Below are 23,474 nucleotides of genomic sequence, written 5' to 3' on the forward strand. Positions count from 1 at the left end.
TGATTATTTGCTTGCTATTGATATAGAGACCTATTCCAGTATTGATATTACAAAATGTGGAGTTTATGCATATACCCAGGCGAAGGATTTTGAAATATTATTATTTGCCTATGCTTATGATGATGAGGAAGTAAAGCTTATAGACCTAGCTTCTGGAGAAAAATTACCACAAAATATTATAGAGGATTTAACAAGTCCCCGAGTTATAAAAACAGCTTTTAATGCTTCCTTTGAGAGAACCTGCCTTGCTAAATACTTAAATAAACCTATGATTCCGACTCAGTGGAGATGTAGTGCTGCTTATTCCTTAAGTTTAGGGCTTCCGTTAACTCTAGAGGGAGTTTCAAAGTGCTTAAATTTGCAGCAGCAGAAAATGAGAGAGGGAAAGGCTCTTATTAGATATTTTTCTATGCCTTGCAAATCAAGTATTGATTATGGAAGAAGAAATTATAATTTAACAGAGTCAGATAAAGCTAAATGGGAGATATTTAAAACATATTGCAAGCAAGATGTGGAAGTTGAAAGAGCTATAAGGGGTCGACTTGAACAGTTTCCATTGACAGATAAAGAGTGGGAGCTTTGGGTACTAGACCAAAAAATAAATGATGGTGGAGTCCGGGTGGATAAAGTGTTAGTCCATAATGCTATAAATTGTGATGAAGCTTATGAAAAGAAGATTACAGTGGAGGCTGCAAATTTAACGGAGCTTCAAAATCCAAACAGTCCAGCTCAATTAAAAATTTGGCTTCAAGGTAAAGGGCTAAAGGTTGAAAGTTTATCTAAAGAAAAGGTGAAGGAATTACTAGAAGAAGTAGAAGATGCTACTGTCAAAAGAGTACTTGAGCTTAGGCAAGAATTATCTAAAACCTCTGTTAAGAAATATGAAGCTATGGAAAGAGCAATATGCGAGGATGATAGGTTGCGAGGACTTATGCAGTTTTACGGAGCAAACAGAACGGGGCGCTGGGCAGGAAGACTAGTTCAAATTCATAATCTTCCTAGAAATAGTTTGGATAACTTAAGTTTTGGAAGAGAACTTATTTTATCAGGAGATTATGAAATGCTAGAAATGCTTTTTGATAGCGTACCAGAGGTGTTATCACAGCTTATAAGGACAGCTTTTATTCCATCAGTGAATTCTAGATTTATTGTATCAGACTTTAGCGCTATTGAAGCTAGAGTTATAGCTTATCTTGCAGGTGAAAAATGGGTTATTGATACCTTTAAAAGTCATGGAAAGATATATGAAATGACTGCAAGTAAGATGTTTGGAGTGCCAATTCAAAAGATAGTAAAGGGCAATCCGCAGTATGAATTAAGGGAGAAAGGTAAAATAGCAACCCTAGCTTGTGGTTTCGGGGGCAGTGTTGGTGCCTTAACTAATATGGGAGCAATAAAGATGGGACTTAAGGAAGAAGAACTTCGAGGTATTGTTACAGCCTGGAGAAAAACTAATCCAAAGATTGTAGCGCTTTGGAGAGAAATTGAAAATGCAGCAATAATTGCAGTGGCTGAAAATAAGATAGTTAAAATGCGGTATGGACTTGAATTTAGTTGCACAAAACGTGTGCTATTTATTAAACTTCCCTCAGGTAGAAGTCTCGCTTATGTTAGCCCTAGAATTGAAACAGATGCTAGGTTTAACAAACCAAAGCTTACTTATGAGGGAATAGAGCAAGTAACAAAGCAGTGGGGAAGGATTAGTACCTTTGGTGGGAAACTTACTGAAAACATAGTACAAGCAATTGCAAGAGACTGCTTAGCAGAGGCAATGATTAGGATTGACAAGGCAGGCTATAAAATAGTATTCCATGTCCATGATGAGGTTATTTTAGATGTACCAAAGGGTTTCGGGTCTTTGCAGGAGGTGAATGAAATTATGGGACAAGCTATTGATTGGGCTCCTGACCTTCCACTAGAAGCAGCTGGTTTTGAAACTGATTATTATAAGAAAGATTAACTGCACCTAATAATTTTATGTGTAATGTCGGAGGGGAATATCTTTGAAAAACGATGGCCTTATTACTATTGCTATAGGAAGAAACCGTAAAGAGTTAAAGTGGAAAAATCAAATCATGAAGTGGTCTGAGTTTTTAAGTAGAGTGTGCAAAACTACAAGAACGCCTGAGACCTGCGAGGAATATAAAAAATTACCAAAGATTGAGCAAGATAACCTTAAGGATGTTGGTGGTTTTGTTGGTGGAGCTTTAAGAGAAGGAAAAAGAAAAAGTGATGCGGTACTGAGTAGATGCCTCATTACTTTAGATGCTGACTATGGACAGAAGGGTCTGTGGGATACTATAGAAATGTTATTTGATTTTGGCTGCGCAATGTATACAACCCATAAGCATAGTCCGGATTTACCAAGGCTTAGGCTAGTTATTCCCTTAAGTAGAGCAGTAAGTTCTGAAGAATATGGAGCGGTATCTAGAAAAATTGCAGGGGATATAGGAATAGATTATTTTGATGATACAACCTATGAACCTTCAAGGCTTATGTATTGGCCCTCAACGTCCCTGGATGGAGAATTTGTTTTTAAGTATCAAGATTCCCAGTGGTTAAATCCAGATGAAATCTTAAGTAGGTATGAAAATTGGCAGGATACAAGTTTTTGGCCGGAGTCCTCAAGAAATATAAAAAGGAGGGAAAAGCTAGCAGATAAGCAAGGAAATCCAAGTGAAAAGGGTGGAGTAGTAGGTGCATTTTGTAGAACTTATAACATCCTGGGTGTAATAGAAAAGTTTTTAAGTGAGGTATATGTGACCTGTGTTATGGAAAATAGATACACCTATACTAAGGGAACAACAGCAGGAGGACTTGTTATTTATGAAAAAGGTGACTTTGCATACTCGCACCACGGAACAGATCCCGCCTCAGGTAAACTTTGTAATGCCTTTGATTTAGTAAGACTTCATAAGTTTGGCGGTCTGGATGATGAAACTCGGGAAGGAACACCGATGAATAAAATGCCTTCCTTTAAGGCCATGCAAGAGCTTGCCATGAAAGATAGCTGCGTGAAAAGTCAAATAGCCCTTGAACATATTAATGAGGCTAGTGAAGATTTCAGCAGCGTGGATAATTGGGCAGAGCAGTTAGAGATTAATGCTAAAGGGGGCTTTAAGGAAACTTTGACTAATCTAGTATTAATAATCAAGCATGATCCTGCCTTAGTGGGAATTGCTTATAATGAGCATAGTGAGAGAATAGAAACACTAAGTGAGGTGCCTTGGAAAAGATTAAAGGCTGGTTGGTCCTTAGGGGATGATGCAGGCCTCTCTTGTTATCTTGAAAAAAAATATAAGCTTTGGTCCCCAAGTAAATGTCAGGAGGCTCTATTAAAGGTTGCTATAGAGAGATCCTTTCACCCAGTAAAAGAATTTTTAAAGTCTCTACCGACCTGGGATAACGTTCCGCGTGCTTCTACCTTACTAATTAAATATTTAGGGGCAGCTGATAGTGAATATGTTAGAGCGGTTACAAGGAAAACCTTATGTGGGGCAATAGCTAGAGTTATGAAGCCTGGGATTAAATTTGATACCACCCTTATTTTAAATGGTCCTCAGGGAATAGGTAAAAGTACTATATTCTCAAAGCTTGGTGGGAAATTTTTTAGTGATGCACTAAGTATAGCGGATATGCATGATAAGACAGCAGCAGAAAAATTGCAAGGGAGCTGGATTTTAGAAATTGGGGAACTGGCAGGTATTAAAAAGGTTGATGAGGATACCTTAAAATCCTTTTTAACAAGGCAGGATGATAAATTTAGAGCAAGCTATGGACGAGTAGTGGAGGAACATCCAAGGCAGTGCATTATTGTAGGCACTACTAATCAAGAAGCAGGTTTTTTAAGAGACACCACAGGAGGTAGAAGATTTTGGCCTGTAAAGGTTAAGGGCAGCTCTGAATTTAAACCTTGGGATATAAAAGACATAGATCAAATATGGGCGGAAGTCTTAATGATGTATAACAAGGGAGAATCTTTAATACTGGCAAGCTCTCTTACTGAAGCCGCAGAAACGGCACAAATTGAAGCTTTTGAAAGTGATGAAAGGGAAGGCATAGTTAGAGAGTATTTAGATAAACTTCTTCCAAGTAATTGGGAAGAGATGAGCTTGTATGAGCGGAGAGGGTTTTTAAGAGGTGAGGGAGAACTGGCAGTAAAAACTGTAGGAACAGTAATACGTGATCGTGTTTGTGTAATGGAGGTTTGGTGTGAACTCTTTGGGAAGGATGCAAGTATGTTAAAAAAAATAGATTCTTATGAGATAGGGGGGATAATGAGGAAAATGGAAGGGTGGGAGAAGATTAATGATAGAGTTCAATTACCTATTTACGGAAGGCAAAGAGTTTTTTTGAGGGAATCTGCGGGACAGTGTGGACAGTAGATTATAGGTTGTCCCAGAGCTTGTCCCACCACTTAAAGCCTTATGGAATAAAGGTTTAGAGCTACTTCGGGACAAGTGGGACAAGAATTGTCTATAGAAGTATGTAAATTAGGTAGAATAAAAGGGACAGGTGTGCCTAATAGGCATACCCGCGTAAGAGAATCTTGTCCACCTTGTCCCAAAGATGTATTGAAACCTAGTAAATAAGTCATTTATCGGCGGGACAAGTGGACAAGTGGACAAGTGGATGAAAAAAGCATTGCTCAGGTATCACAGTTAAATGCAGTGAATATAAGGATTAAAAAATCACTACGTCGGGAGAGGATTTTATGGGAACAAGAGAACTTAATTTTACTTAACTTAAGGCCTTTTGATGCTGGATTAACCATGGATAAATGCGAGGGATGCATATAGCTTTTATAAAATATAAAAAGGCGGTGTATATCATGGAAAAATTAGTTGAAAAGGCAAAAGCTAAAGAAGAAGGCGCTACAGAAGAAATAATGGGAAAATTCAAATATCTCATATTCAAGGAGGCTTCAAAATATCACATTCCAAGTTATGATTATGAAGACTTAGTTCAACATGGTTATCTTTCAGTTTTAAAAGCAATAGCCATGTACAAGCTAGGAAGTAACAGCTTTAATGGTTATTGTATAAATGCCATAAAAATGAACTTTAGAGCCCTTTTAAAAGGGAAAATAAAGCATTTTAGGGAGACGCCAAACAGTGAAATGTTAGATTTTGATACTAGTGGAGATTATGAATTCACCTTAGAAGATGAAGTAATAGCACATGATGAAGTTAAAAAACTATATGTAGCTCTTGATAAACTTGATCCCACTGAGCGGGATATTTTGAATAGATACTATTTTATGGAGCAACCACTAGGAGAAATAGCTTGTGATATGGATAAAGGCTACCATCAATTTGCACGAATGAAGAGAAAAGCCTTAGAGAAACTAAGAAGACTTATGTGAATTAGTATTTTTTAAAAGCTCCGCACAAAACTTTGCAGGGCATATATATTCAATGAAAACAAAATGAAAGGGGGAATTAGCATGGCAGTTAAATCAACAAAGGTAGCCAGCACTTTAAAGATTATCCATTATTCGGACTAGACAGAGAAGATCAGTACAGCTTAGTTAATGCTTAGTTGTTATCTGATAATTGAAAGCTGAGAATGAAAACCTAGAATTCAAAACCCTTGAGTCAAATAATTAAAAGGAGGTAATGTGATATGCATAAATTAGCTATGAGATTTTTAACATCTACAGAAGGTAAGTATTTTACTTTAACGGTAGATGATATTAAAACTGATGGAAATGGAGTTTCAACTGTGAAAGAAGCTGAGGTAAATGCTCTTATGGATTTAGTAATCGCAAAAAACATTTTTGCAGCAGCGAGTGGTAAGTTAATTGGCAAGAAAGATGCTAAGATAGTTACTACTGATACTAGTACAGTTGAAGTAGCTTAGGGAAATAGTGCCTGCGAGGGCACTGTTTTTTTGCTTAAACATTTAAATAAGGAGACAGAGGAGTAAAGGCGGCTAATTTTCATGTGCTAAGAGAAACCAAGGCCTCAGCTGTGCTAGTGGAGATTGGGTTTATTGATAGCACTAATGATAATAACGTTTTTGATAGTAAAAGAAGTGAGATTATTAAAGTATTCACTAAAGCTATTCTTACAGAAGTAGGTGTAAGCTAAAATGAACCTTCAGTACCGGAACAAGCAAGCGTACAAAATATTTATAGGGTTGTAGCAGGTTCATATGCTGTACGAGAAATGCTGAAAATCAAATTAGGAAGTTATGGGGGCGGCTTTTGGGGCAATAATTATGTAATGGGGTGTTCTAGGCACATGAAAAAAGGGAATGCATAGCTAGGTGAAGATGAGACAACTGATGGGGATTTAGGATAGAAGAAGTTGAGGGGCTGATAAATTAATAGAAACATAAGAATAGTAAAAGGGATTTCTGAATAGGGGACAGTATCTACACTAAGTAAAAATCAAAGTGTAACTGTATACACTACTAAGAATGGAAGTAAATAGCATGTAGAAGGATGTTCATATTTCAGTAAAAGTAAAAACTGTACTCGTGCATGACTAGGTGTTACGGCTTTCGGACAGGGCTTCGACACCCCTCGCATCCACCAAGATGAAAGTAGAAGCATTTCAGAAAATTCCACATGGGGAATAAGGAGGAAATTTGAGCAGGGAAAGGTAACAGTCAATTGCACAAAGTTTTTAGGCTACGATAAAGGGGAAGATGGCAACCTAGTTACTAATGCAAAACAAGCCAAGATAGTAAAAAGAATTTATACAGGTTACCTTGATGGCAAAGAGCCAAATAGAATAGCTAGAGAACTTGAAGAAGAAGGAGTTCCAAACTGGAATGGTAAGGCTAAATGGTATGAAAACAGTATTAGAAAAATGCTTAGCAATGAGAAATATAAAGGTGATGCTTTGCTTCAAAAGACGTACACGGTAGATTTCCTTACAAAGAAAAGAGTTGAAAACAATGGAGAAGTCCCTCAATATTATGTTGAAGAAAGCCATCCTGCAATTATTGATAAAGAAATGTGGGAGGCAGTGCAACTTGAAATGAAAAGAAGAAAAGCTTTTGCCCAACAATATAACATAAGCGAAGTTGATTATGCTACAGTAGGTAATCCTTTTGCAGGAAGAGTTATTTGTGGATGCTGCGGTAGTACATTTGGAAGGAAGGTATGGAACTCCATTGATGAAAGATTACGAAGGGTGATTTGGAGATGCAATAAAAAATACGCTATTAAAGGTGAAAAGGGCTGTAAAAATAAGCATATAGATGATAAGGGTTTATATCAAGCGTTTATAAATACCTTTAATGGCATGATTGAAAACAAGGATTACTTCATGGAGAAGTGGAAGAAAGGGTTGCAGAGTGAGAATGTTTTAGTAAGGTATAAGACTGGGGAGTTTATTGAGATTATTGTAAGTTTGATTGATGGTACAGAAGTAGAGGTTGTAATAGAATAATTTTTGCTAGAAATTCAATAAAATCATTGGTATTATAAATTTAAGGTGGTCTCCATGGAGATTGCCTGTTTTGACCTCATAAAACTTATTTAGAATACTTAATTGAATTACCTTAGTAGTATTATGTAGATTACTACGAAGATATATAAATTATGATATTCGTGCAGGAGTATTTAGGATGGAACGTTGTGGAAAATGCACATTTTTTTTCTTGAGTATATAAGTCGTGAAGTGACACTAGCATTAGTGAAAACTAATAAAATGTAGTACAATAATATACATATTATCAATAAAATTAAATTATTTACAAAATATATATAATGATGTATAATAATGTAAGTAAACTAAAATGATTCTAAGGAGGAAAAAATGAAAATTAAGAAAAAAGGAATAGTTATAGTTTTAACAAGTATCATGATGTGTGTGGCTTTATCAGTAAATGTTTTAGCAGCTGTTTCGGGAAAATCGGCATATGTAAATTATGACGGTCACTTTATACTCAATGGGAAATCTCAAGCTACTAAAGCAAAAGAATCTTTTGAAAAGTGGGGGTACGGATGTAATGATCCCAATATGGCATATACAAAGAGTAGTGTTTTATCAGCTGTTCCAACAATAACTTGTTTTTATGTAAGTGGTCATGGAAACGTGGGTTCTATCTCCACTGGAAAAAATGGGTCTGAGTCAATTTCAGCTTCGGAAATCGCTGCTAAGGCTGCTGGTTTTTATAAATTTGTGTATACTGATACTTGTCTTACAGGTAGTGATGAATCATTTGCTAGTGCTTTTAATATTAAAAGTTCAGACGGACTAAACCATGCATACTTAGGTTGGAAAGTAGAGACATATGATAACGCTAAATACGGTGTATTTACTGAGTTTGTGTTTGGCGAATTAACTCGAGGAGAGAGTTTAGATAATGCGATATGGCTTGCTTATTCTAGTACAGGTTTATCTGGGTATAAGGTTTATGGAAAGTCGAATATGACAGTAAAGTAGAATTTAATTATTGATAAAGGAAGGGATAATGTTATGAAAGTGAGAAGTAAAATAGTAGTTTTAGTACTTATGATTTGTGTTGTTACCGCTAGTGTTGGTTTAAGTAAAAATACAACACAGGCACAAGAGAAGAAATATACGTTTGATTAGAGTATAGCAGAGGAAAATGCTAAAGCTTTGGTTGAGGATATACAAGTAGTTCAAAGTTCTGGTAAAGTTAAGAATGGATTTAAGGCTGATGAACTTGGAAATGATAAGGTTAATACTAATTTCAAAAAAATAAAAAAGAACTTAATACCTATCTATGATATGAGCGTAGTAGATATGGAAAATGAAGAAATATTAGTAAAAGTGGATGAAAATAATGAACCTATTTCATATATAAATAAAAATATAACATCGAAAAAAACAATAGCGAATAAGGATAAATCACTTAATAAAGAAGAATTGAAAAAAATTGCTGAAAATGTAGCTGAGAGTCTTAAAAAAAGTAATAATACATCAGAAGAGAATAAGACTTTCATATCAGAATCAAATTTTAATAATGGTTTTATATCCTATGAGTGGAAACGCACTTATAAAGGTTATAAGTATGATTTTGATTTTGAAGTTGTTGCATTAGATCCATCAACAGGGGATGTAGCTGTAGCGAGCAAAATGTTTGTATCTAAGGTACCAGAAATAAATATAAAATTGAAGCAGGAAGAGGCTGAAAAAATTGCAGTTGAATCTGCAAAAGAATTTGATGGGTTTATAGTTGAAAAAATTAAAACAAAAGATATGGTTATTATAAATCCAAATTATAGATGGACAAGTAAAGTTACAGAAAAATTAATAAAAGACACTAGATTGGCATATACATTTACCTTTAAAATGGTTAAGCCATATGAAGGAGACCTGATTGTTTGGATAGATGCAAAAAATGGTTCATTGCTAGGTGGAACTATAACTAAATAATAAGCAGATGTAATGGATATAAAGGGAAAAGGCAAAGTAAATTCTGCATTTTGCCTTTTTTCTTTATTAGTATTTACAGGAATAAATTCATGTAAGTGTACTGTTAGTAATAACTATTTTTCAGTGAAATTACCAGAGCTAAAAAGCTTATATAAATAAATTTTACATCTTGAATAGGCAGTATTTTAACTAAAAAACTTATGCGATTTTTCAAAGATTTCTTAAGAACTAAAGCACTTCATAATGAAGTGCTTTATAGGAGGTGAATGTTGATGAGAAAGGAAGAGGGATTATCATCTGTCGATAAAGATAACATGTGTACCAATTTAGAGGAAATAATTTCGAAGTATGATAAGAAGATATACAGTTTCGTATATAATATAGTGAGAAATAGAGAAGAAGCTATGGATATTACTCAGGACTCTTTTGTTAAAGCAATTAAATATATTCATAGTTATAATTCAGGCAAGAACTTTGCTACATGGATGTGTACTATAGAAAAGAATACTAATTACGATTATCTAAAAAAAAAGAGTCATAACATTGCTGCTAGCAGTATTGAGAATGAGGAATCAATGTAATGATCACATATTAATAGTCCGGAAGTGCTCTATCAAAATAAAGAGACTCTATTAGAAATGGGTAATATTATTGATAATTTACCTATAAAATATAAAGAGTTGATTCATATGAAATACATGCTAGGATTAAGTTATGAAGAAATTAACAAAAAACTTATGATTTCAATCAGTAAAGTTGAATCACGGCTGTATATTGTTAGAAAAAGGTTTCAAAAAGAGAAAGGAAAACTGAAAGGAAAGGAGTAGTTAGATTATAAAGTGTTTGAGTGTGCAGAAAAGGTTACGTGAGATATTCGCAAAGAAAAAAAGATTGTTGATTGGATCAGGAGGACTTTTTATCTTAATATTCCTTGTATTGTTTAACAAGTATGATGCGTTTTTTAATATATCTAATGCATTGTCAAAAGGGCATCCAGCATACATTATAGAAGAAAAGCATTTCAAAAGCATAGAATCAGCCCAAATATATATAAAGGAGATTCCATTTGTTGTTCCCCAAAAGATTAAAACTAGCTATAAGGTTAAGGAAATAACTTATTCCAAGACTAAGGAAAATTCTTGTTCAGTAGTTTTTCGATATAAAGATGATAATAATAACGAGCTTAGGCTAGAATACCATTCAAAGGGAGATAATATTGAAAGTAATTCTGATTTCCGTATTGTAAATCCTGACATTGTTAGAATTGAGACTGAAAAGGGATATGGAATAGCACAAAAAGCAACAAATCCAGTAGGGAATACTATTTTGACTTCGAAATTCTTACATTTAGAACTACCTAAATATTCCATGACAGCTAATTTATTTTATAGTGAAGAAGTTAATACATTTGATAAGTCCGATGATGAAATGTTAGCCGGAATTATTGAAGGTTTTTTACACTCGGAAATATTTTACGCTAAAACTGAGAGTGATATTATATTTGATTCACTTACCCTTAGGTTCAATAGTTTTTCAGAGTTTAAGCAAAGTGTTCCACTTGATGTTTATATAAATGAACCTAAGTATATACCAAACGGTTTTAACTTTAAATACATCATATATAAAAGATATAAAGACAACCCGTCACATGTCTTTAATATTACAGCTATTTATGAAAATTCCGAGGGAATTCAATTATCAATTAACTATATGACGTTTGAAAAAAGTGGAATACATGTTAATAATAATAATACATTTGAACAAAGAAATATTTACAAGATTCAGTGTGATGGAAATGATAAGGGATACTTGATTCCCTATACAGAAAGACAGTTGCGTTATCAGTTCAGTAATTTTGATATGAATATATACTTGCAGTATAAATCAGGTGAAGTAGACTACGACAATACTTATGATAATGAATTGAGAAAGATAGTGGAAAGTATAGAAGGTTAGATATAAATAGCTTTAAATATAGTGGGAATAGGCTGGTAGTAAAGGGTTTAGAGGTTTTTGGGTAAAAATTGAAGTGTGTTTTATGTTCCCTCAGACGGGTGTTTGGGGGGGGATTTCAATTTAGGGGTGGGATAACAAATACGCAGAACTAAGAGAATTTGCGTATTTATATAGGGTGATTGAGTGAAGCGCCCTCCTGATGTTATACGTAATTGGCTTAGAAATAGAGATACTATAGAATTTTTAGGATTATAGGAAAAGATGAATAATTCAGATTTTAAACCCGTCGAATTCGACGGGTTTAGAAATGAAGCAAGTAAAAACACATTTGTATTATCTCCTCAAAAGTGGATAACAGCAACTAATGCAATTGGTATTATTTCAAAATCAGGTAGGTATTGTGGTACGTTTGCTCATAAAGATATTGCATTTGAATTTGCTTCCTGGGTTTCACCGGAATTTAAACTATATATTATAAAGGATTATCAACGGTTAAAAGGCGATGAAAACAGTAAATTATCTCTTGAATGGAATCTTAATCGGTTGCTTTCTAAATTAAACTATAAAATGCACACAGATGCAATAAGAGAAAATTTAATTTCTAATGATTTAACAAATAAGGGAATATCAATCATTTATGCTAATGAAGCAGATGTACTTAATATGGCACTGTTCGGTAAGACTGCAAATTGTGGGTGTATCATTGTTACTTTTAATTAAATTTGCTAATATATCATTATAACTATTAATACAAAATAGTTGGTACAGATTTAAATATTGTAATAGTAAATACATTCAAAAAATAAATTGAAGTATTAAAAAGTCCAACCTCCTTTAAAATAGCATTTTTAAAGGAGGTTGGACTTTTTATATCAAATGATTTTACCATTAAGGTTAGGATTTAATTAGAAAAATTATTTTTCTTCATATACAACTATGGATTTTTTAATATTAGTTCTATGACTTAAGGTTTTAAACATAAGTTCCATAGTTTCATCAGTCTCTTTAAACTTATAGGTCTTCTCTAAGCGTTTTACCCCATTATTGTCTATAAATTTTGAATATGCTTCAAGTTCTGGTATTTATACAAAAAAAGTGAAAGCTTCGTCTTGAAACGTGCGTTATACTACCTTTAATGTGGTTAATGAATTGCTTGGTAGTGAAATTCTTAGGTGGCATATATATTCAATGAAAACAAAATGAAAGGGGGAATTAGCATGGCAGTTAAATCAACAAAGGTAGCTAGTGCGTTAAAGCTTACTATGATAGTAGGGGTTGACACTAAAGGCAAAGACAAATTTGCAACAAAAAGGTTAAGCGATTTAAACGTTGCTGCAACAGCCTCACAATTATTACTTTTGATTTTGACAGCCTTAAAAGTTTTCATAATCTTGTGATGAGTCTTTGTATCATCTTAGCGCGGGGGACGTAACAATAACTGGAAGTTATTGTTTGCTATTAAAGAATGATAAGTAAAGTCATATTTGGTCCATAGAAAAATTTTCTATTTGTAAATAGTACTCAGCAGCTTGAACTAATCCTATAACTTTACTGCCTAATTATAGATTCTTATTTAAATAGATTCATAAAGAAAACAATAGTTGGTATACCTATAAGGTCAATTAGAAATGCTCCAACTAATGGAACTATTAGAAATGCCTTTGGCGATGGCCCATATTTTTCAGTAACAGCTCCCATATTAGCTATAGCATTTGGAGTAGCGCCAAGTCCATGTCCTGCCATACCAGCTGCCATAATAGCTGCATCAAAGTCTTTTCCAAGGAACTTGAATACAACAAATATTGTATATAATATCATAAATACTACCTGTGCTGAAACTATTATTAATAATGGTCCTGCAAGTCCTACCAGCTCCCACAACTTCAATGTCATTAATGCCATTGATAGGAAAATTCCAAGGGAAACGTTACCCATTAAATCTATTGTGTAATAATCGAGATTAGCAATATGTAGTTTATCATTTATATTTCTAAAAACTACTGCTACAAACATAGCACCTACATATCCTGGTAATGAAAGTCCTGTAAATGTTGAAAACCATCCGCTGGCAATAGATCCAATTGTCATACAAACTGTTATTATTGCCATGTGAATCATAACCATATTTGTTGTGATTTTTGTGTTTCCTGTATTGCTTACTATGTTTTCAAAGGATTTTACGTCATATTTATCTGATGTACTGGGTTTCAATTTGTACTTGTCTATTAAGTGCTTTGCAATAGGACCCCCGATAAGTCCACCAGATATAAGACCAAAAGTGGCAGCAGCTATAGCTACGGTGGTAGAACCAGCAATACCCATAGCTTCAGCAGTTTTTCCAAAAGCTGCAGCGGCACCATGTCCACCTTCCATTGAAACTGAACCTGCCATAATACCAAACATAGGGTGAATTCCAGTAATCTTTGCAAATACAACACCTATAACATTCTGTGAAATAGCAAGTACTCCACAAAGTAGCCAGTAGATGATTAACCATTTTCCACCCTTTTTAAGTAATTTTAAACTTGCGCCAAGTCCAATAGTTGTAAAGAAAGCTATCATGAAAGGCGATTGAAAAGTTGTATCCATACTAATTGTTATTATACCGCTCTGTTTTAGAATAAGGGCAAGTATTGAAAATAGTAAACCTCCAATTACAGGGGCAGGAATACAGAACTTCCTAAAAAAAGTTACCTTCTTTATAAGCCAATAACCTAATAGTAATAATAAGATTGCGGTTGCTAAGGTTGCTACCATATCAACCTTCAGAGTAAGTAAACCTTCTGCCAATTCCGTCTTCATAATTGATCCTCCTCTAATATTTAATGATATATCTAATTATTAGAGCAAGTTATATGCCACAAAAATTTATTTTCAGAATATCTACAATATTCTATATACTTAGCAGCGGTAAGGGCATAAAATTTATTTTAAAATTATGGTGCTACTGTGTAACAATGATATTTATAATAAAAAAACCTGCAAAAATTGCAGGGTGGCTAAATTTGCAGGTTTTTTAATTGTATTCTTTGATTTTATATCTTAAATTCCTTTCACTTATACCTAATGATTCTGATGTTTTTTTTCTGCTATTTTGGAATTTTTTGAGATTATATTCAATTACTCTTCTTTCTATGGACTTCATGTTTTCGCCAACATAAATAGGTATAATATCATCACAGATACTAACAATATTTTCTGGAAAAAACACATCCTCAGGTAAGTCCTCTAAGTTAATAAAATCATCTCTTGTTAAAGCAACTGCCCTCTCTATAATATTTTGCAATTCCCGTACATTTCCATCAAATTTATATTTTTCAATTGCTTGAAGAGCTTTAGCTGAAATACCTTTAATGTCTTTGCTTAATATTATATTATATTTCTTTAAGAAATGGTCAACTAGTCTTGGAATATCTTCTCTCCGCTCCCGAAGTGGAGGCATGCTTATATGTATTACATTTAATCTATAAAATAAATCTTTTCTAAAGTTATTTGTTTTTACCTCCTGTTTTAAATCCTTATTTGTAACTGCAATAAATCGTACATTTATTTTGGTACCTTTAATTGAGCCAATAGGAAATACAACTTTATCCTGAAGAACCCTGAGCAATTTAGTTTGAAGATTCATATCCATATCTCCTATTTCATCAAGAAAAAGTGTTCCTTCATTAGATAGTTCGATAATACCTTTTCTATCTTCAAATGCACCAGTAAAAGAACCCTTTTTAAATCCAAATAATTCACTTTCCAGTAAGTTTCCCGGTATTGCTGAACAATTTATAATATTAAAAGGATTTCCATTTCTACTACCTTCAAAATGTATTGCTTTAGCTACAAGTTCTTTTCCAGTCCCACTTTCACCTGTAATTAATACACTACTATCTATGTCCTTAACTCTATTAATTAAATCGAATATATCCACCATCTTTTTCGAATTGCCTATCATATTGTAATTAGAATTATTCATATTTATTTGATTGCTCAAGTATTTAATCTTACTATTTAATGAAATATATTCATGGGCTTTATTTACTAAAAGTATTAATTCATCAATTTTTATTGGCTTTGTAATGTAGTAAAAAGCTCCTGATTTAATAGCCTCAACTGTAGATTCAATTGTTCCATATGCTGTCATAATTAAGACTGCAATATCAGGTTTAATTATTTTAATTTGCTTTAAAACATCAATACCATTGCTTTTACCAAGATTAAGGTCCAGAAGAACTATTGATATATCAATATTAGTAATAATGTCTATAGTGGATAGTTCATCCAGGGCAGTATATATTTCATAATCATCTTCAAGAGCAAAACTTAGAGCTGTACAAATTGATGATTCGTCATCGACTATTAATAATTTATTCATTAATTATCAGCCTCCATGTGGCAAAATTCAATTATAAATGTAGTACCCTGGTCTATATCGCTTTGAACTTCAATTGTAGCATTGTTTTCTGATAACAATTGATAACTTATAAAAAGCCCAAGACCAGTTCCAGTGTCCTTGGTTGTAAAAAATGGATTGAATATTTTATTTATGGTTTCTTCTTGAATACCGCAACCATTATCCCTAATATATAATAACACTGAATTGCTTTTTACTTTTGACCAAATAATTATTCTTTTATCTTGTTTATCTAAACATTCAACAGCATTTAGAACTATATTTATAAGTACCTGTCTAAATTGGTTTTTATCAATAAACACAAAGATATTCTTATTTATATTATTCTCTATAATAATGTTTTCAGTTTGCAATTTGTTTTTTAATAAGAGAATAACTTTATTAACTATCTCACATAAATCTGTTTTTTCCTTGTATGGTTTTTGTGGCTTTGAATATTCCAGCAAATCATTAATCAAGGAATTTAGTCTATCTATTTCAGTAGGAATATCTTTGGACACCATTTCTCTGAATTTAGGATTATCAAACTTTTTGGGTATTAATTCAACGTATGCTCTTATTGAGGTTAATGGATTCCTAATTTCATGGGCAATACCTGAAATTAGGTTGCCCAAAGATTGCATTTTATCTTTTGTTCTAATATTTTCCTGCATTAATTTTTCTTCCGTTATATCTCTAAATATAACTATCATTTCATCCATATCTTCATCCACATTACTTAATATGTCTACTTTATAGTTTATATATAGTTTTTTGCTTGCTATTAAAAATTCTTTTTCACCAGAACTTTTAACAAATCCGGTGAAATTTATTATCTCGCTTATTGATGTATTTACATATTGTTTTCCTATAAGTTCACTCTTTAATATAATTTCAGCCAATTTGTTTGTAAAAGTTATTTCTCCTTGTTTATTGATTGTAACTATGCCACTAAAAATATTATTAAGTATTTGTTCTCTAAAGTCTCTTTCAAGTTTTATTTGTATATTCTTTTTTACAAGTATATCATTGGCATTGTTAATTTCACGTGTTTGTTTATTAACTTCTTTTTTTAAACGATTATTCCATTTATAAAACAGAAGCATTATAATGGCAAGAATAGGTATTACAATAGCTGAAAAAAATATAATCCGCTTAATATACCAGTTAGGTAAATTTACAGGCTGGCCAAACCATTTCCTATATATTTTATCGTATGTTCCATTTTTTTTAATTTCTTTAAGTCCACTATTAATTATGCGTAAAGTTTCTACATCTCCATATTTTACAGCCACAGAGTATTTAGTTGGATTGAGAACTTTACCAACAATTTTTATTTTATTTTTAATATCAAGTTTATTTATAAAAAATACTCCAGTTAAGGTATTACCTATATATGCATCTGCTTCTCCTGTAAGTAGCTTATTAATCGCTTGTTCTTGATCATTTGTATAAACGATATTTACATTATTCAAAGTATTAAGATTACCTACTGAAACATCACCTTGTTGTATAACTACTTTCTTGTTTTTCAAGTCTATGAATTGATTTATATCCTTATTACCTTCAACAACAAAAATAGATTGAGAATTTTCTAAATATTCTTTGGAAAATTCATAATATTTGTCTCTATCTGTTTCGATTTTCATCCCCTCAATCACATCAACTTCACCATTTTTAAGTTTTTCACAGGCTTCTTTCCAAGACATGGGATAAAACTTAATATCGATATCTGTAGATAGAGCTATGGCTCTCATTATATCAACGTTGAAACCAGTATATATACCATTTTCATCAGTATATTCATAGGGAGGAAAATTAATATCACCAGCTACCTTGAGAACAATGTGTTTATTTTCCATTGGGAGCAGATTGGCACTTTTAAAATGGTAGATTACAATTAATGAAATAATAGCTAATATTGAAATTGTAATAATAAGAAGTTTTTTTATCAAAATTATCACCTTACTTTTAAAGATTATTTCAAGTTGTATTTCTGAATAAGAAATTTTATATTAATTATATCATACCTGGGTAATCTCATATAACAAAGACCATTTGGTAATCCTCTTTCCATAGATAAAAAGAATTCATTACCATCTGTTATTTGTGCCTTATATAATTGTGTGGAACAATCATTTCCAATATAATGAGATATGGTGACCTCATTCAGTATTATGTGGTGGAAAAGGGATATATTGATATTATTAAGTTTGATTCTTATAAATTTAAGTGTTAAGATTTTAACATAATCAATTCACAGAACTGATTTTGTTAAATATGAAGGAGGAATTTTTGTGAACAAGTATCAAAAACTTTTTGAACCAATGATAATAGGTAAGCTGAAATTAAAAAATAGAATTTCCATGGCACCAATGGGATTAGTTTTTTATGCTGACCCAAATGGTGGGTTTAATGAAAATGCGCAAAACTATTATGTAGAACGTGCTAAAGGTGGCACTGGGTTAATTATTACTGGTATTTGTAACGTAGATTACAATGAAGTGGAAGATTTGATAATGCCATGTCCAACATATAGACCTGCATTATTTTGTAATTCTGTAGCATCTATGATTGAAAGAATTCATGCTTATGATTCTAAAATAATTTTACAGCTTACAGGTGGTTTAGGTCGTTCTGCAATTCCAGGACTTGTAAAAACACACATAGCCCCATCTATTAATGAAAATCGTTTTGAACCAAGTATAATTCATCGAGAAATGACAACTGAAGAAATTCAAGTTTTGATTAATAATTTTATAAAATCTGCTACAATTGCTAAAAAAGGCGGTTTTGATGGTGTTGAAATCCATGCAGTACATGAAGGCTACTTACTTGATCAATTTGCAATCAGTTTTTATAATAAACGTACTGATGAATACGGCGGAGATTTAAGGGCAAGATTAAAAATCGCAACTGATATTGTAAAAGGTGTGAAAAAAGTATGTGGTGAAGATTTTCCAGTATCTTTGCGCTATAGTGTTAAATCCTTTATAAAAGCTCTTCGCCTTGGTATATTACCAGGAGAAGAAGCCCATGAAAAAGGAAAAGATTTAGAAGAAGGTTTAGAAGCTGCAAAGATTTTAGTAGAAGCTGGGTATGATATGCTAAATGTTGATGCAGGGACTTATGATTCATGGTACTGGAATCACCCACCAATGTACTTTGAAAAGGGAATGTATCGCGAATTTGGAAGAGCTGTGAAAAAAGTGGTGGATGTTCCTGTTATACTTGCAGGCAGATTGGACAATCCTGATATTGCATTAGATGCACTTAATGGCTGTTGTGATATAGTATCATATGGACGACCACTTCTTGCAGATCCTTATCTTCCAGAGAAAATTCGTACAGGCAATTTTAAGGATATTCGTCCTTGTCTTTCTTGTCACGATGGATGTATGGGAAGAATTGCCACAGGTTCTCCATTGTCCTGCGCAGTTAATCCGGCTTGTGGAAGAGAAGAAAAATATGGTTTAAGCAATACTAATTCGCCAAAGAAAGTATTGGTAATTGGTGGTGGACTCGCAGGTATGGAATGTGCACGTGCAGCAACAATTCGTGGTCATAAAGTAACCATAGTTGAAAAATCAAGTAAATTAGGTGGAAATATTATTCCAGGTTCTGTTCCAGACTTCAAAACTGATGACAGAGAATTAATTAAATGGTACGAATACCAACTAGAAAAACTTAGTATAAATGTTATAAAGAATACACCAGTAGATAAAGCATATGTTGAAAAATTTGATGCAGATGTAATTGTAGTTGCAACAGGTTCATCTCCAATTAGCATTGATTTTGGAAGCGAAAATAACGTATATACTGCAAATGATGTGTTACTAGATGTATCCAAAGCAGGTAATGAAATAGTTGTTGTTGGTGGAGGCCTTGTAGGCTGTGAAGCTGCCTTATGGTTAGCACAGATGGGAAAAAAAGTAAGTGTTGTTGAAATGCAAAGTGATGTTTTAGGTGGACCTCATGGAATGCCTATGATGAATTATTCAATGTTAGTTGAGCTTTTAGCATTTAACAATGTAGATGTTTATAAAAATACAAAAGTTGAAAAAGTAAATAAACATTCAGTAGTTATAAATAACGCAGAAGGACTGGCCGAAATTTCAGCTGATACAGTTATTACCGCTGTGGGCTACCGTCAAAAGAATGATTTGTATAATAGTCTTAATGATGGTGAAAAGGTACTTTATAACATAGGAGATTCTAGAGAAGTTCGTAATATTATGAACGCAATTTGGAGTGGTTATGAATTGGGAAGAAGTATCTAGATATAAATTTAAAATTAATATATGAATACAAACACCACAGAATGTAATATGTCTGTGGTGTTTTAGCGCCTATCACTTGCTCCATCGGCGCTGCGACCATATTTGGTGTTTTAATGGACAAGGACAATCTTGTGCAAGTTGTTTTTGATAAGGATGTGCTTTTTGAAGAGTGGTATGGATGTAGCGATGGGACTATATTCATTGACGTCTATTATAATATTTTATTTAATATAATATTTAAAGTAATTATATTAAAAGGTAGGGAATAGATGAAGAGTATAAAGTTAAATAAGAATATAATTTTTCAAATTGTTATTGGATTATTTTACCCTTTCCATTTTTCATAAAGTGTTATACAATATACATATACACGAACATATGTTTGGAGGGTAATATGAAAATTATAGCAAAGCCTATAGAAGTAGTTTCTTGGACCGATGCATTGGGGAATATAAATCCTGTGAGATTTAAAATTACTAAAGAAGATGAAAGTAATTCTGTTGTTAAAATAGGTAAAGTTATTTGTGTTGATAAAGAAAAACTGGCGGGGAACAATATGCTAGTATTTAAATGTCAGAGTATAATAAACGGAACTGAGAAGCCCTATGAGATAAAATATGAATTAAGTACTTGTAGGTGGATATTATTTAAGATTTAGATTTTAGATTAATGATAAAAATAAAAAGTACTGCACTTGGGGGGAACCTAGTGTATAAAATTACATTCTATTAGCTATATTTGCAAGATTTATTAAACTAACCTAAGTATTAAATTTGCTTTTTAGATATATCTTTGCTTGAAGGTGCAGTGAATGAAAATTTCCGACGAGATTAAAAACAATATAATGGTGTTGAAACTATAAATTTAGAGAATTATGAAGTGGAGGCGCTGATTCAGTTATAGATTGTGCTGGTATGGATGTATGAATGGCAAGATGTTTAGTAATAGAGGAGCTTGCCTTATACCCCTCCATTTAAATTTTGTGATATAAACAAATAACAAATGTTTTTGCATTTGGAAGACTCTTTAGCTTTATTTATATCCATAATTTACATTTAAATCTTAATCTAATACTTAGCTTATTTTTTGCCTGCAGCTCTAATAGCTTCTGTACGTTCATTAAATTCTTTTACATCTTCTGGAGTGCTAGAATTAATTTTATTAGTTATAGTAGACATATCAGCGTGTGGATAGTCCTTGGATGCATAAGATTGTTCATTACTTAGCACTTCTACTGAACCAACCTTAAAACCAGTTGATTCTTTACTTGATTGTAAAGTAGCACCAGTAGTTCTACTGCTTACATTAGCGTTTTTATTATTCATAAGTATTCTCCCTCCAAATATATAATATACACTGTATTAATATTATAGCTTACCCATTTCTATAAAATATAGTTTTAAAATAGTTATTAATATATAATATAATTTGGAAAATTATATATCCAAATTTTAAGGGGTCGTAACATTAGTGATAGATTAAAGGTTATAGGGGTTTCTAATGGAGAAAATGAAAAAGAGGTGTTTTATAACTTAATGAGTCAAAATGGCGATTTAATGAAAACATCATTTGATAAGATTTTCTGTTATAAGCTATCTACAAATTATAAGGATTCCTATTCAGAATTTAGCATAAAAGATGAGTATGATATTAAAATATATGAGCATAATGAAATAGAATTAATGGAAAGGTTTAAAAAAAAAAGGATGGTTTATTGAAAATGGCTTTATAAAAACTTATACCCTAAAATACCAATCAATCCACCCAAACAATATAGAATTATATCATCAATGTCTAATGCTCACCAACCACATTACCAAAAGCAATGACGTTCAGTTATTAACTACCCAAGGGCAATTTAATTAAGAAATAAGAAGAATTAGACAAGTGAAATATATCGAACTTGTAAATAACATCACTATCAGCTGATATTATATTATTAGATATATAAGGCTGAATATAAATGAAATTTTTTGGTTACATTAAGTAACTTATTGAAGAAATAGTTGTGTATAAAACATTTTTGTGTTTTACTAAAAAATATCAAGGAGGATGGTTATAAATGGAATTTTTAGATTTAGTCCAAAAAAGATATAGCGTAAGAGCATACAAAGATGAGGTTGTAGAGGACGAAAAACTTAATAAAATACTTAAAGCGGCATTACTTGCGCCAACAGCACATAACAAACAAGCCTTTAAAATAGTTGTAATTAATACTAAAGAACACCAGGATGAATTAAAAAAGATATACCCTAGTCTCTTTTTTACTCAAGCTCCAATTGTACTTGGTATTTTCTCAATTCCTGGAGAAAGTTGGGTAAGAAAAGATGGTAAAAATTATGGTAATGTAGACGCAGCAATTGTAATGGATCATATTGTAATGGAAGCTACAGCTTTAGGACTTGGAACATGTTGGATTGCTAATTTTGATTCAATTGCAGCTAGTGAAATTATTGGTCTTGGAAAAGATTTTGAGCCTATTGCATTTACACCTATTGGTTATGCTGAGCCAAAAGATTTTAAAAAGGTTAGAAAGACTTTAGAAGAAATAGTCGTTTACTTATAAGACTAAAGCAAATATTCCCATTGGCCTGTGCTACTTTTTTCTTTAGTTATTAAACTATAAAATTAAAAGCCATAAGCTATATATGTCGTGAAACCATAATCTCACGACATTTGTTATTCCCTTATAACTACCTTATCCCATCATTGCAACTTTATTTTAAATTAAGGGTTTAGAAAAGATTTGTCTTTGTAACGTGCAACAGGAGCACTATACTTCGTTGTTTGTACAAAATTTAGACCCTGAGTGAGCCACGAACTCCCCTGGATCCATAGTAAGATTCCACACCATTATGATACACGAAGACATTGCCGTAGCGGAAATCAGCAAATATGGCACCACCGAGTTTTCTAATCTCAGAAGGTGTTTTTAACCAGCTCGATGTTTTCGTATCGAAATTTCCAAGTTTCTGCAGCTCTCGATATTGTTCTTCCGTTAAAAGCTCGATAGCCATAGCATCCGTCATATCAATAGCGCTATTTTTTGGTTTATTTTCTTTCCTTGACTCTAGCGCTTCGTGGTCGTAACAAACACTTCTGCGGCCTTTAGGACTTTCCGCTGAACAATCATAAAAAATGTATTCGCCCGTCTTATTATCATGACCAACAACATCTGGTTCGCCGTCAGTTCTTTCCATTTCATTGAGTGACCACAGCCTTTCGGTATTAGCTACCAACTTTGCTTCTACTTTAGCCCATTCAATACCCATATGGCGGTTCGTATTTTTTTCAAAACGGGATTTCAATGCTCTGAGTAGTTCTTCACGTTGTACTGGTGACAACTCCTTTTTTTCATTTTCCATAATGAACCTCCTCGGAATTAAGTCTTTATACTATATGTTGTCTCTCTACAATACTATTATACAACATAAAAAATGTTATAATGTATACCTTCATTTTATTTAAGGTTAATAAGTTTTCACAAGACAAAGA

23 protein-coding genes and 1 pseudogene are annotated in these 23,474 nt (G+C 32.6%); 19 read left to right on the forward strand and 5 right to left on the reverse strand.

What is annotated here, in order from left to right:
- Window positions 1-7: 7 nt before the first annotated feature.
- The 14 genes and pseudogenes from G9F71_RS10425 to G9F71_RS10490 all read left to right on the forward strand — a co-directional run bounded on the left by G9F71_RS10425 (window position 8) and on the right by G9F71_RS10490 (window position 12,712).
- Window positions 8-1,960, forward strand: coding sequence for a DNA polymerase (locus G9F71_RS10425; RefSeq protein ID WP_164948347.1), 1,953 nt, complete (start codon window positions 8-10; stop codon window positions 1,958-1,960).
- A 115-nt stretch (window positions 1,961-2,075) separates the two neighbouring features.
- Entirely contained in the window at window positions 2,076-4,385 is a 2,310-nt protein-coding gene (locus G9F71_RS10430; protein WP_164948456.1) for a virulence-associated E family protein, read from the forward strand.
- Between the two features lie 243 nt (window positions 4,386-4,628).
- The gene (locus G9F71_RS10435; protein ID WP_164948346.1) at window positions 4,629-4,799 is read left to right on the forward strand and encodes a hypothetical protein; all 171 of its coding nucleotides are present in this window, start codon (window positions 4,629-4,631) and stop codon (window positions 4,797-4,799) included.
- Between the two features lie 32 nt (window positions 4,800-4,831).
- A complete protein-coding gene (locus G9F71_RS10440; RefSeq protein ID WP_164948345.1) occupies window positions 4,832-5,365 on the forward strand; it encodes a sigma-70 family RNA polymerase sigma factor in 534 nt (177 codons plus the stop codon).
- Between the two features lie 260 nt (window positions 5,366-5,625).
- Window positions 5,626-5,862 carry a DUF2922 domain-containing protein gene (locus tag G9F71_RS10445; protein WP_164948344.1) on the forward strand — a complete coding sequence of 79 codons (237 nt, stop codon included), beginning with the start codon at window positions 5,626-5,628 and terminating at the stop codon, window positions 5,860-5,862.
- Window positions 5,863-5,945: 83 nt separating this feature from the next.
- Window positions 5,946-6,092, forward strand: coding sequence for an N-acetylmuramoyl-L-alanine amidase (locus G9F71_RS27280; protein WP_164948343.1), 147 nt, complete (start codon window positions 5,946-5,948; stop codon window positions 6,090-6,092).
- 609 nt (window positions 6,093-6,701) lie between these two features.
- Window positions 6,702-7,403, forward strand: a complete 702-nt coding sequence (locus G9F71_RS27590) for a recombinase family protein (RefSeq protein ID WP_304519621.1) — start codon at window positions 6,702-6,704, stop codon at window positions 7,401-7,403.
- A 369-nt stretch (window positions 7,404-7,772) separates the two neighbouring features.
- On the forward strand, window positions 7,773-8,402 hold the full coding sequence (locus G9F71_RS10460; RefSeq protein ID WP_164948342.1) for a hypothetical protein: 630 nt from the start codon (window positions 7,773-7,775) through the stop codon (window positions 8,400-8,402).
- Window positions 8,403-8,579: 177 nt separating this feature from the next.
- Window positions 8,580-9,359 carry a hypothetical protein gene (locus tag G9F71_RS10465; RefSeq protein ID WP_164948341.1) on the forward strand — a complete coding sequence of 260 codons (780 nt, stop codon included), beginning with the start codon at window positions 8,580-8,582 and terminating at the stop codon, window positions 9,357-9,359.
- Between the two features lie 272 nt (window positions 9,360-9,631).
- Window positions 9,632-9,940, forward strand: coding sequence for a sigma-70 family RNA polymerase sigma factor (locus G9F71_RS10470; protein WP_164948340.1), 309 nt, complete (start codon window positions 9,632-9,634; stop codon window positions 9,938-9,940).
- Window positions 9,941-9,964: 24 nt separating this feature from the next.
- Window positions 9,965-10,186: an RNA polymerase sigma factor gene (locus G9F71_RS10475; protein ID WP_224617396.1), complete on the forward strand. Its 222-nt coding sequence runs from the start codon at window positions 9,965-9,967 to the stop codon at window positions 10,184-10,186.
- A 22-nt stretch (window positions 10,187-10,208) separates the two neighbouring features.
- On the forward strand, window positions 10,209-11,315 hold the full coding sequence (locus G9F71_RS10480; protein ID WP_164948339.1) for a hypothetical protein: 1,107 nt from the start codon (window positions 10,209-10,211) through the stop codon (window positions 11,313-11,315).
- A 192-nt stretch (window positions 11,316-11,507) separates the two neighbouring features.
- Window positions 11,508-12,002: pseudogene (locus tag G9F71_RS10485) on the forward strand (KilA-N domain-containing protein); the annotation flags it as partial.
- A 530-nt stretch (window positions 12,003-12,532) separates the two neighbouring features.
- Window positions 12,533-12,712: a DUF1659 domain-containing protein gene (locus G9F71_RS10490; protein WP_164948338.1), complete on the forward strand. Its 180-nt coding sequence runs from the start codon at window positions 12,533-12,535 to the stop codon at window positions 12,710-12,712.
- 172 nt (window positions 12,713-12,884) lie between these two features.
- Here the strand turns inward: G9F71_RS10490 and gltS are convergent, their stop codons facing one another.
- From gltS to G9F71_RS10505, 3 genes are all read right to left on the reverse strand, one after another.
- Window positions 12,885-14,117, reverse strand: coding sequence for a sodium/glutamate symporter (gene gltS / locus G9F71_RS10495; RefSeq protein ID WP_164948337.1), 1,233 nt, complete (start codon window positions 14,115-14,117; stop codon window positions 12,885-12,887).
- A gap of 214 nt (window positions 14,118-14,331) precedes the next feature.
- Window positions 14,332-15,681 (reverse strand): sigma-54-dependent transcriptional regulator, encoded by a 1,350-nt coding sequence (locus G9F71_RS10500; RefSeq protein ID WP_164948336.1) that lies wholly within the window; start codon window positions 15,679-15,681, stop codon window positions 14,332-14,334.
- Window positions 15,681-17,654, reverse strand: coding sequence for a transporter substrate-binding domain-containing protein (locus G9F71_RS10505; protein ID WP_164948335.1), 1,974 nt, complete (start codon window positions 17,652-17,654; stop codon window positions 15,681-15,683). The genes G9F71_RS10500 and G9F71_RS10505 overlap by 1 nt, the downstream gene beginning before the upstream one ends.
- 342 nt (window positions 17,655-17,996) lie before the next feature.
- Here G9F71_RS10505 and G9F71_RS10510 point away from each other — a divergent pair, with 342 nt between their 5' ends.
- From G9F71_RS10510 to G9F71_RS10520, 3 genes are all read left to right on the forward strand, one after another.
- Window positions 17,997-19,979 carry an FAD-dependent oxidoreductase gene (locus G9F71_RS10510; RefSeq protein WP_318011064.1) on the forward strand — a complete coding sequence of 661 codons (1,983 nt, stop codon included), beginning with the start codon at window positions 17,997-17,999 and terminating at the stop codon, window positions 19,977-19,979.
- Between the two features lie 113 nt (window positions 19,980-20,092).
- Entirely contained in the window at window positions 20,093-20,248 is a 156-nt protein-coding gene (locus G9F71_RS10515; protein ID WP_263488213.1) for a hypothetical protein, read from the forward strand.
- Between the two features lie 125 nt (window positions 20,249-20,373).
- On the forward strand, window positions 20,374-20,637 hold the full coding sequence (locus G9F71_RS10520; RefSeq protein WP_164948334.1) for a hypothetical protein: 264 nt from the start codon (window positions 20,374-20,376) through the stop codon (window positions 20,635-20,637).
- A gap of 421 nt (window positions 20,638-21,058) precedes the next feature.
- Here the strand turns inward: G9F71_RS10520 and G9F71_RS10525 are convergent, their stop codons facing one another.
- Window positions 21,059-21,304 carry a hypothetical protein gene (locus tag G9F71_RS10525; RefSeq protein ID WP_164948333.1) on the reverse strand — a complete coding sequence of 82 codons (246 nt, stop codon included), beginning with the start codon at window positions 21,302-21,304 and terminating at the stop codon, window positions 21,059-21,061.
- Between the two features lie 210 nt (window positions 21,305-21,514).
- Here G9F71_RS10525 and G9F71_RS10530 point away from each other — a divergent pair, with 210 nt between their 5' ends.
- On the forward strand, window positions 21,515-21,697 hold the full coding sequence (locus G9F71_RS10530) for a hypothetical protein (protein WP_164948332.1): 183 nt from the start codon (window positions 21,515-21,517) through the stop codon (window positions 21,695-21,697).
- 344 nt (window positions 21,698-22,041) lie between these two features.
- Window positions 22,042-22,545 carry a nitroreductase family protein gene (locus G9F71_RS10540; RefSeq protein WP_164948331.1) on the forward strand — a complete coding sequence of 168 codons (504 nt, stop codon included), beginning with the start codon at window positions 22,042-22,044 and terminating at the stop codon, window positions 22,543-22,545.
- 232 nt (window positions 22,546-22,777) lie between these two features.
- Here the strand turns inward: G9F71_RS10540 and G9F71_RS10545 are convergent, their stop codons facing one another.
- Window positions 22,778-23,344 (reverse strand): DUF4256 domain-containing protein, encoded by a 567-nt coding sequence (locus G9F71_RS10545; protein WP_125003572.1) that lies wholly within the window; start codon window positions 23,342-23,344, stop codon window positions 22,778-22,780.
- Between the last annotated feature and the right edge of the window lie 130 nt (window positions 23,345-23,474).

This window comes from Clostridium sp. FP2 (genome assembly GCF_011065955.2).
Lineage (GTDB): Bacteria > Bacillota > Clostridia > Clostridiales > Clostridiaceae > Clostridium_AD > Clostridium_AD tagluense.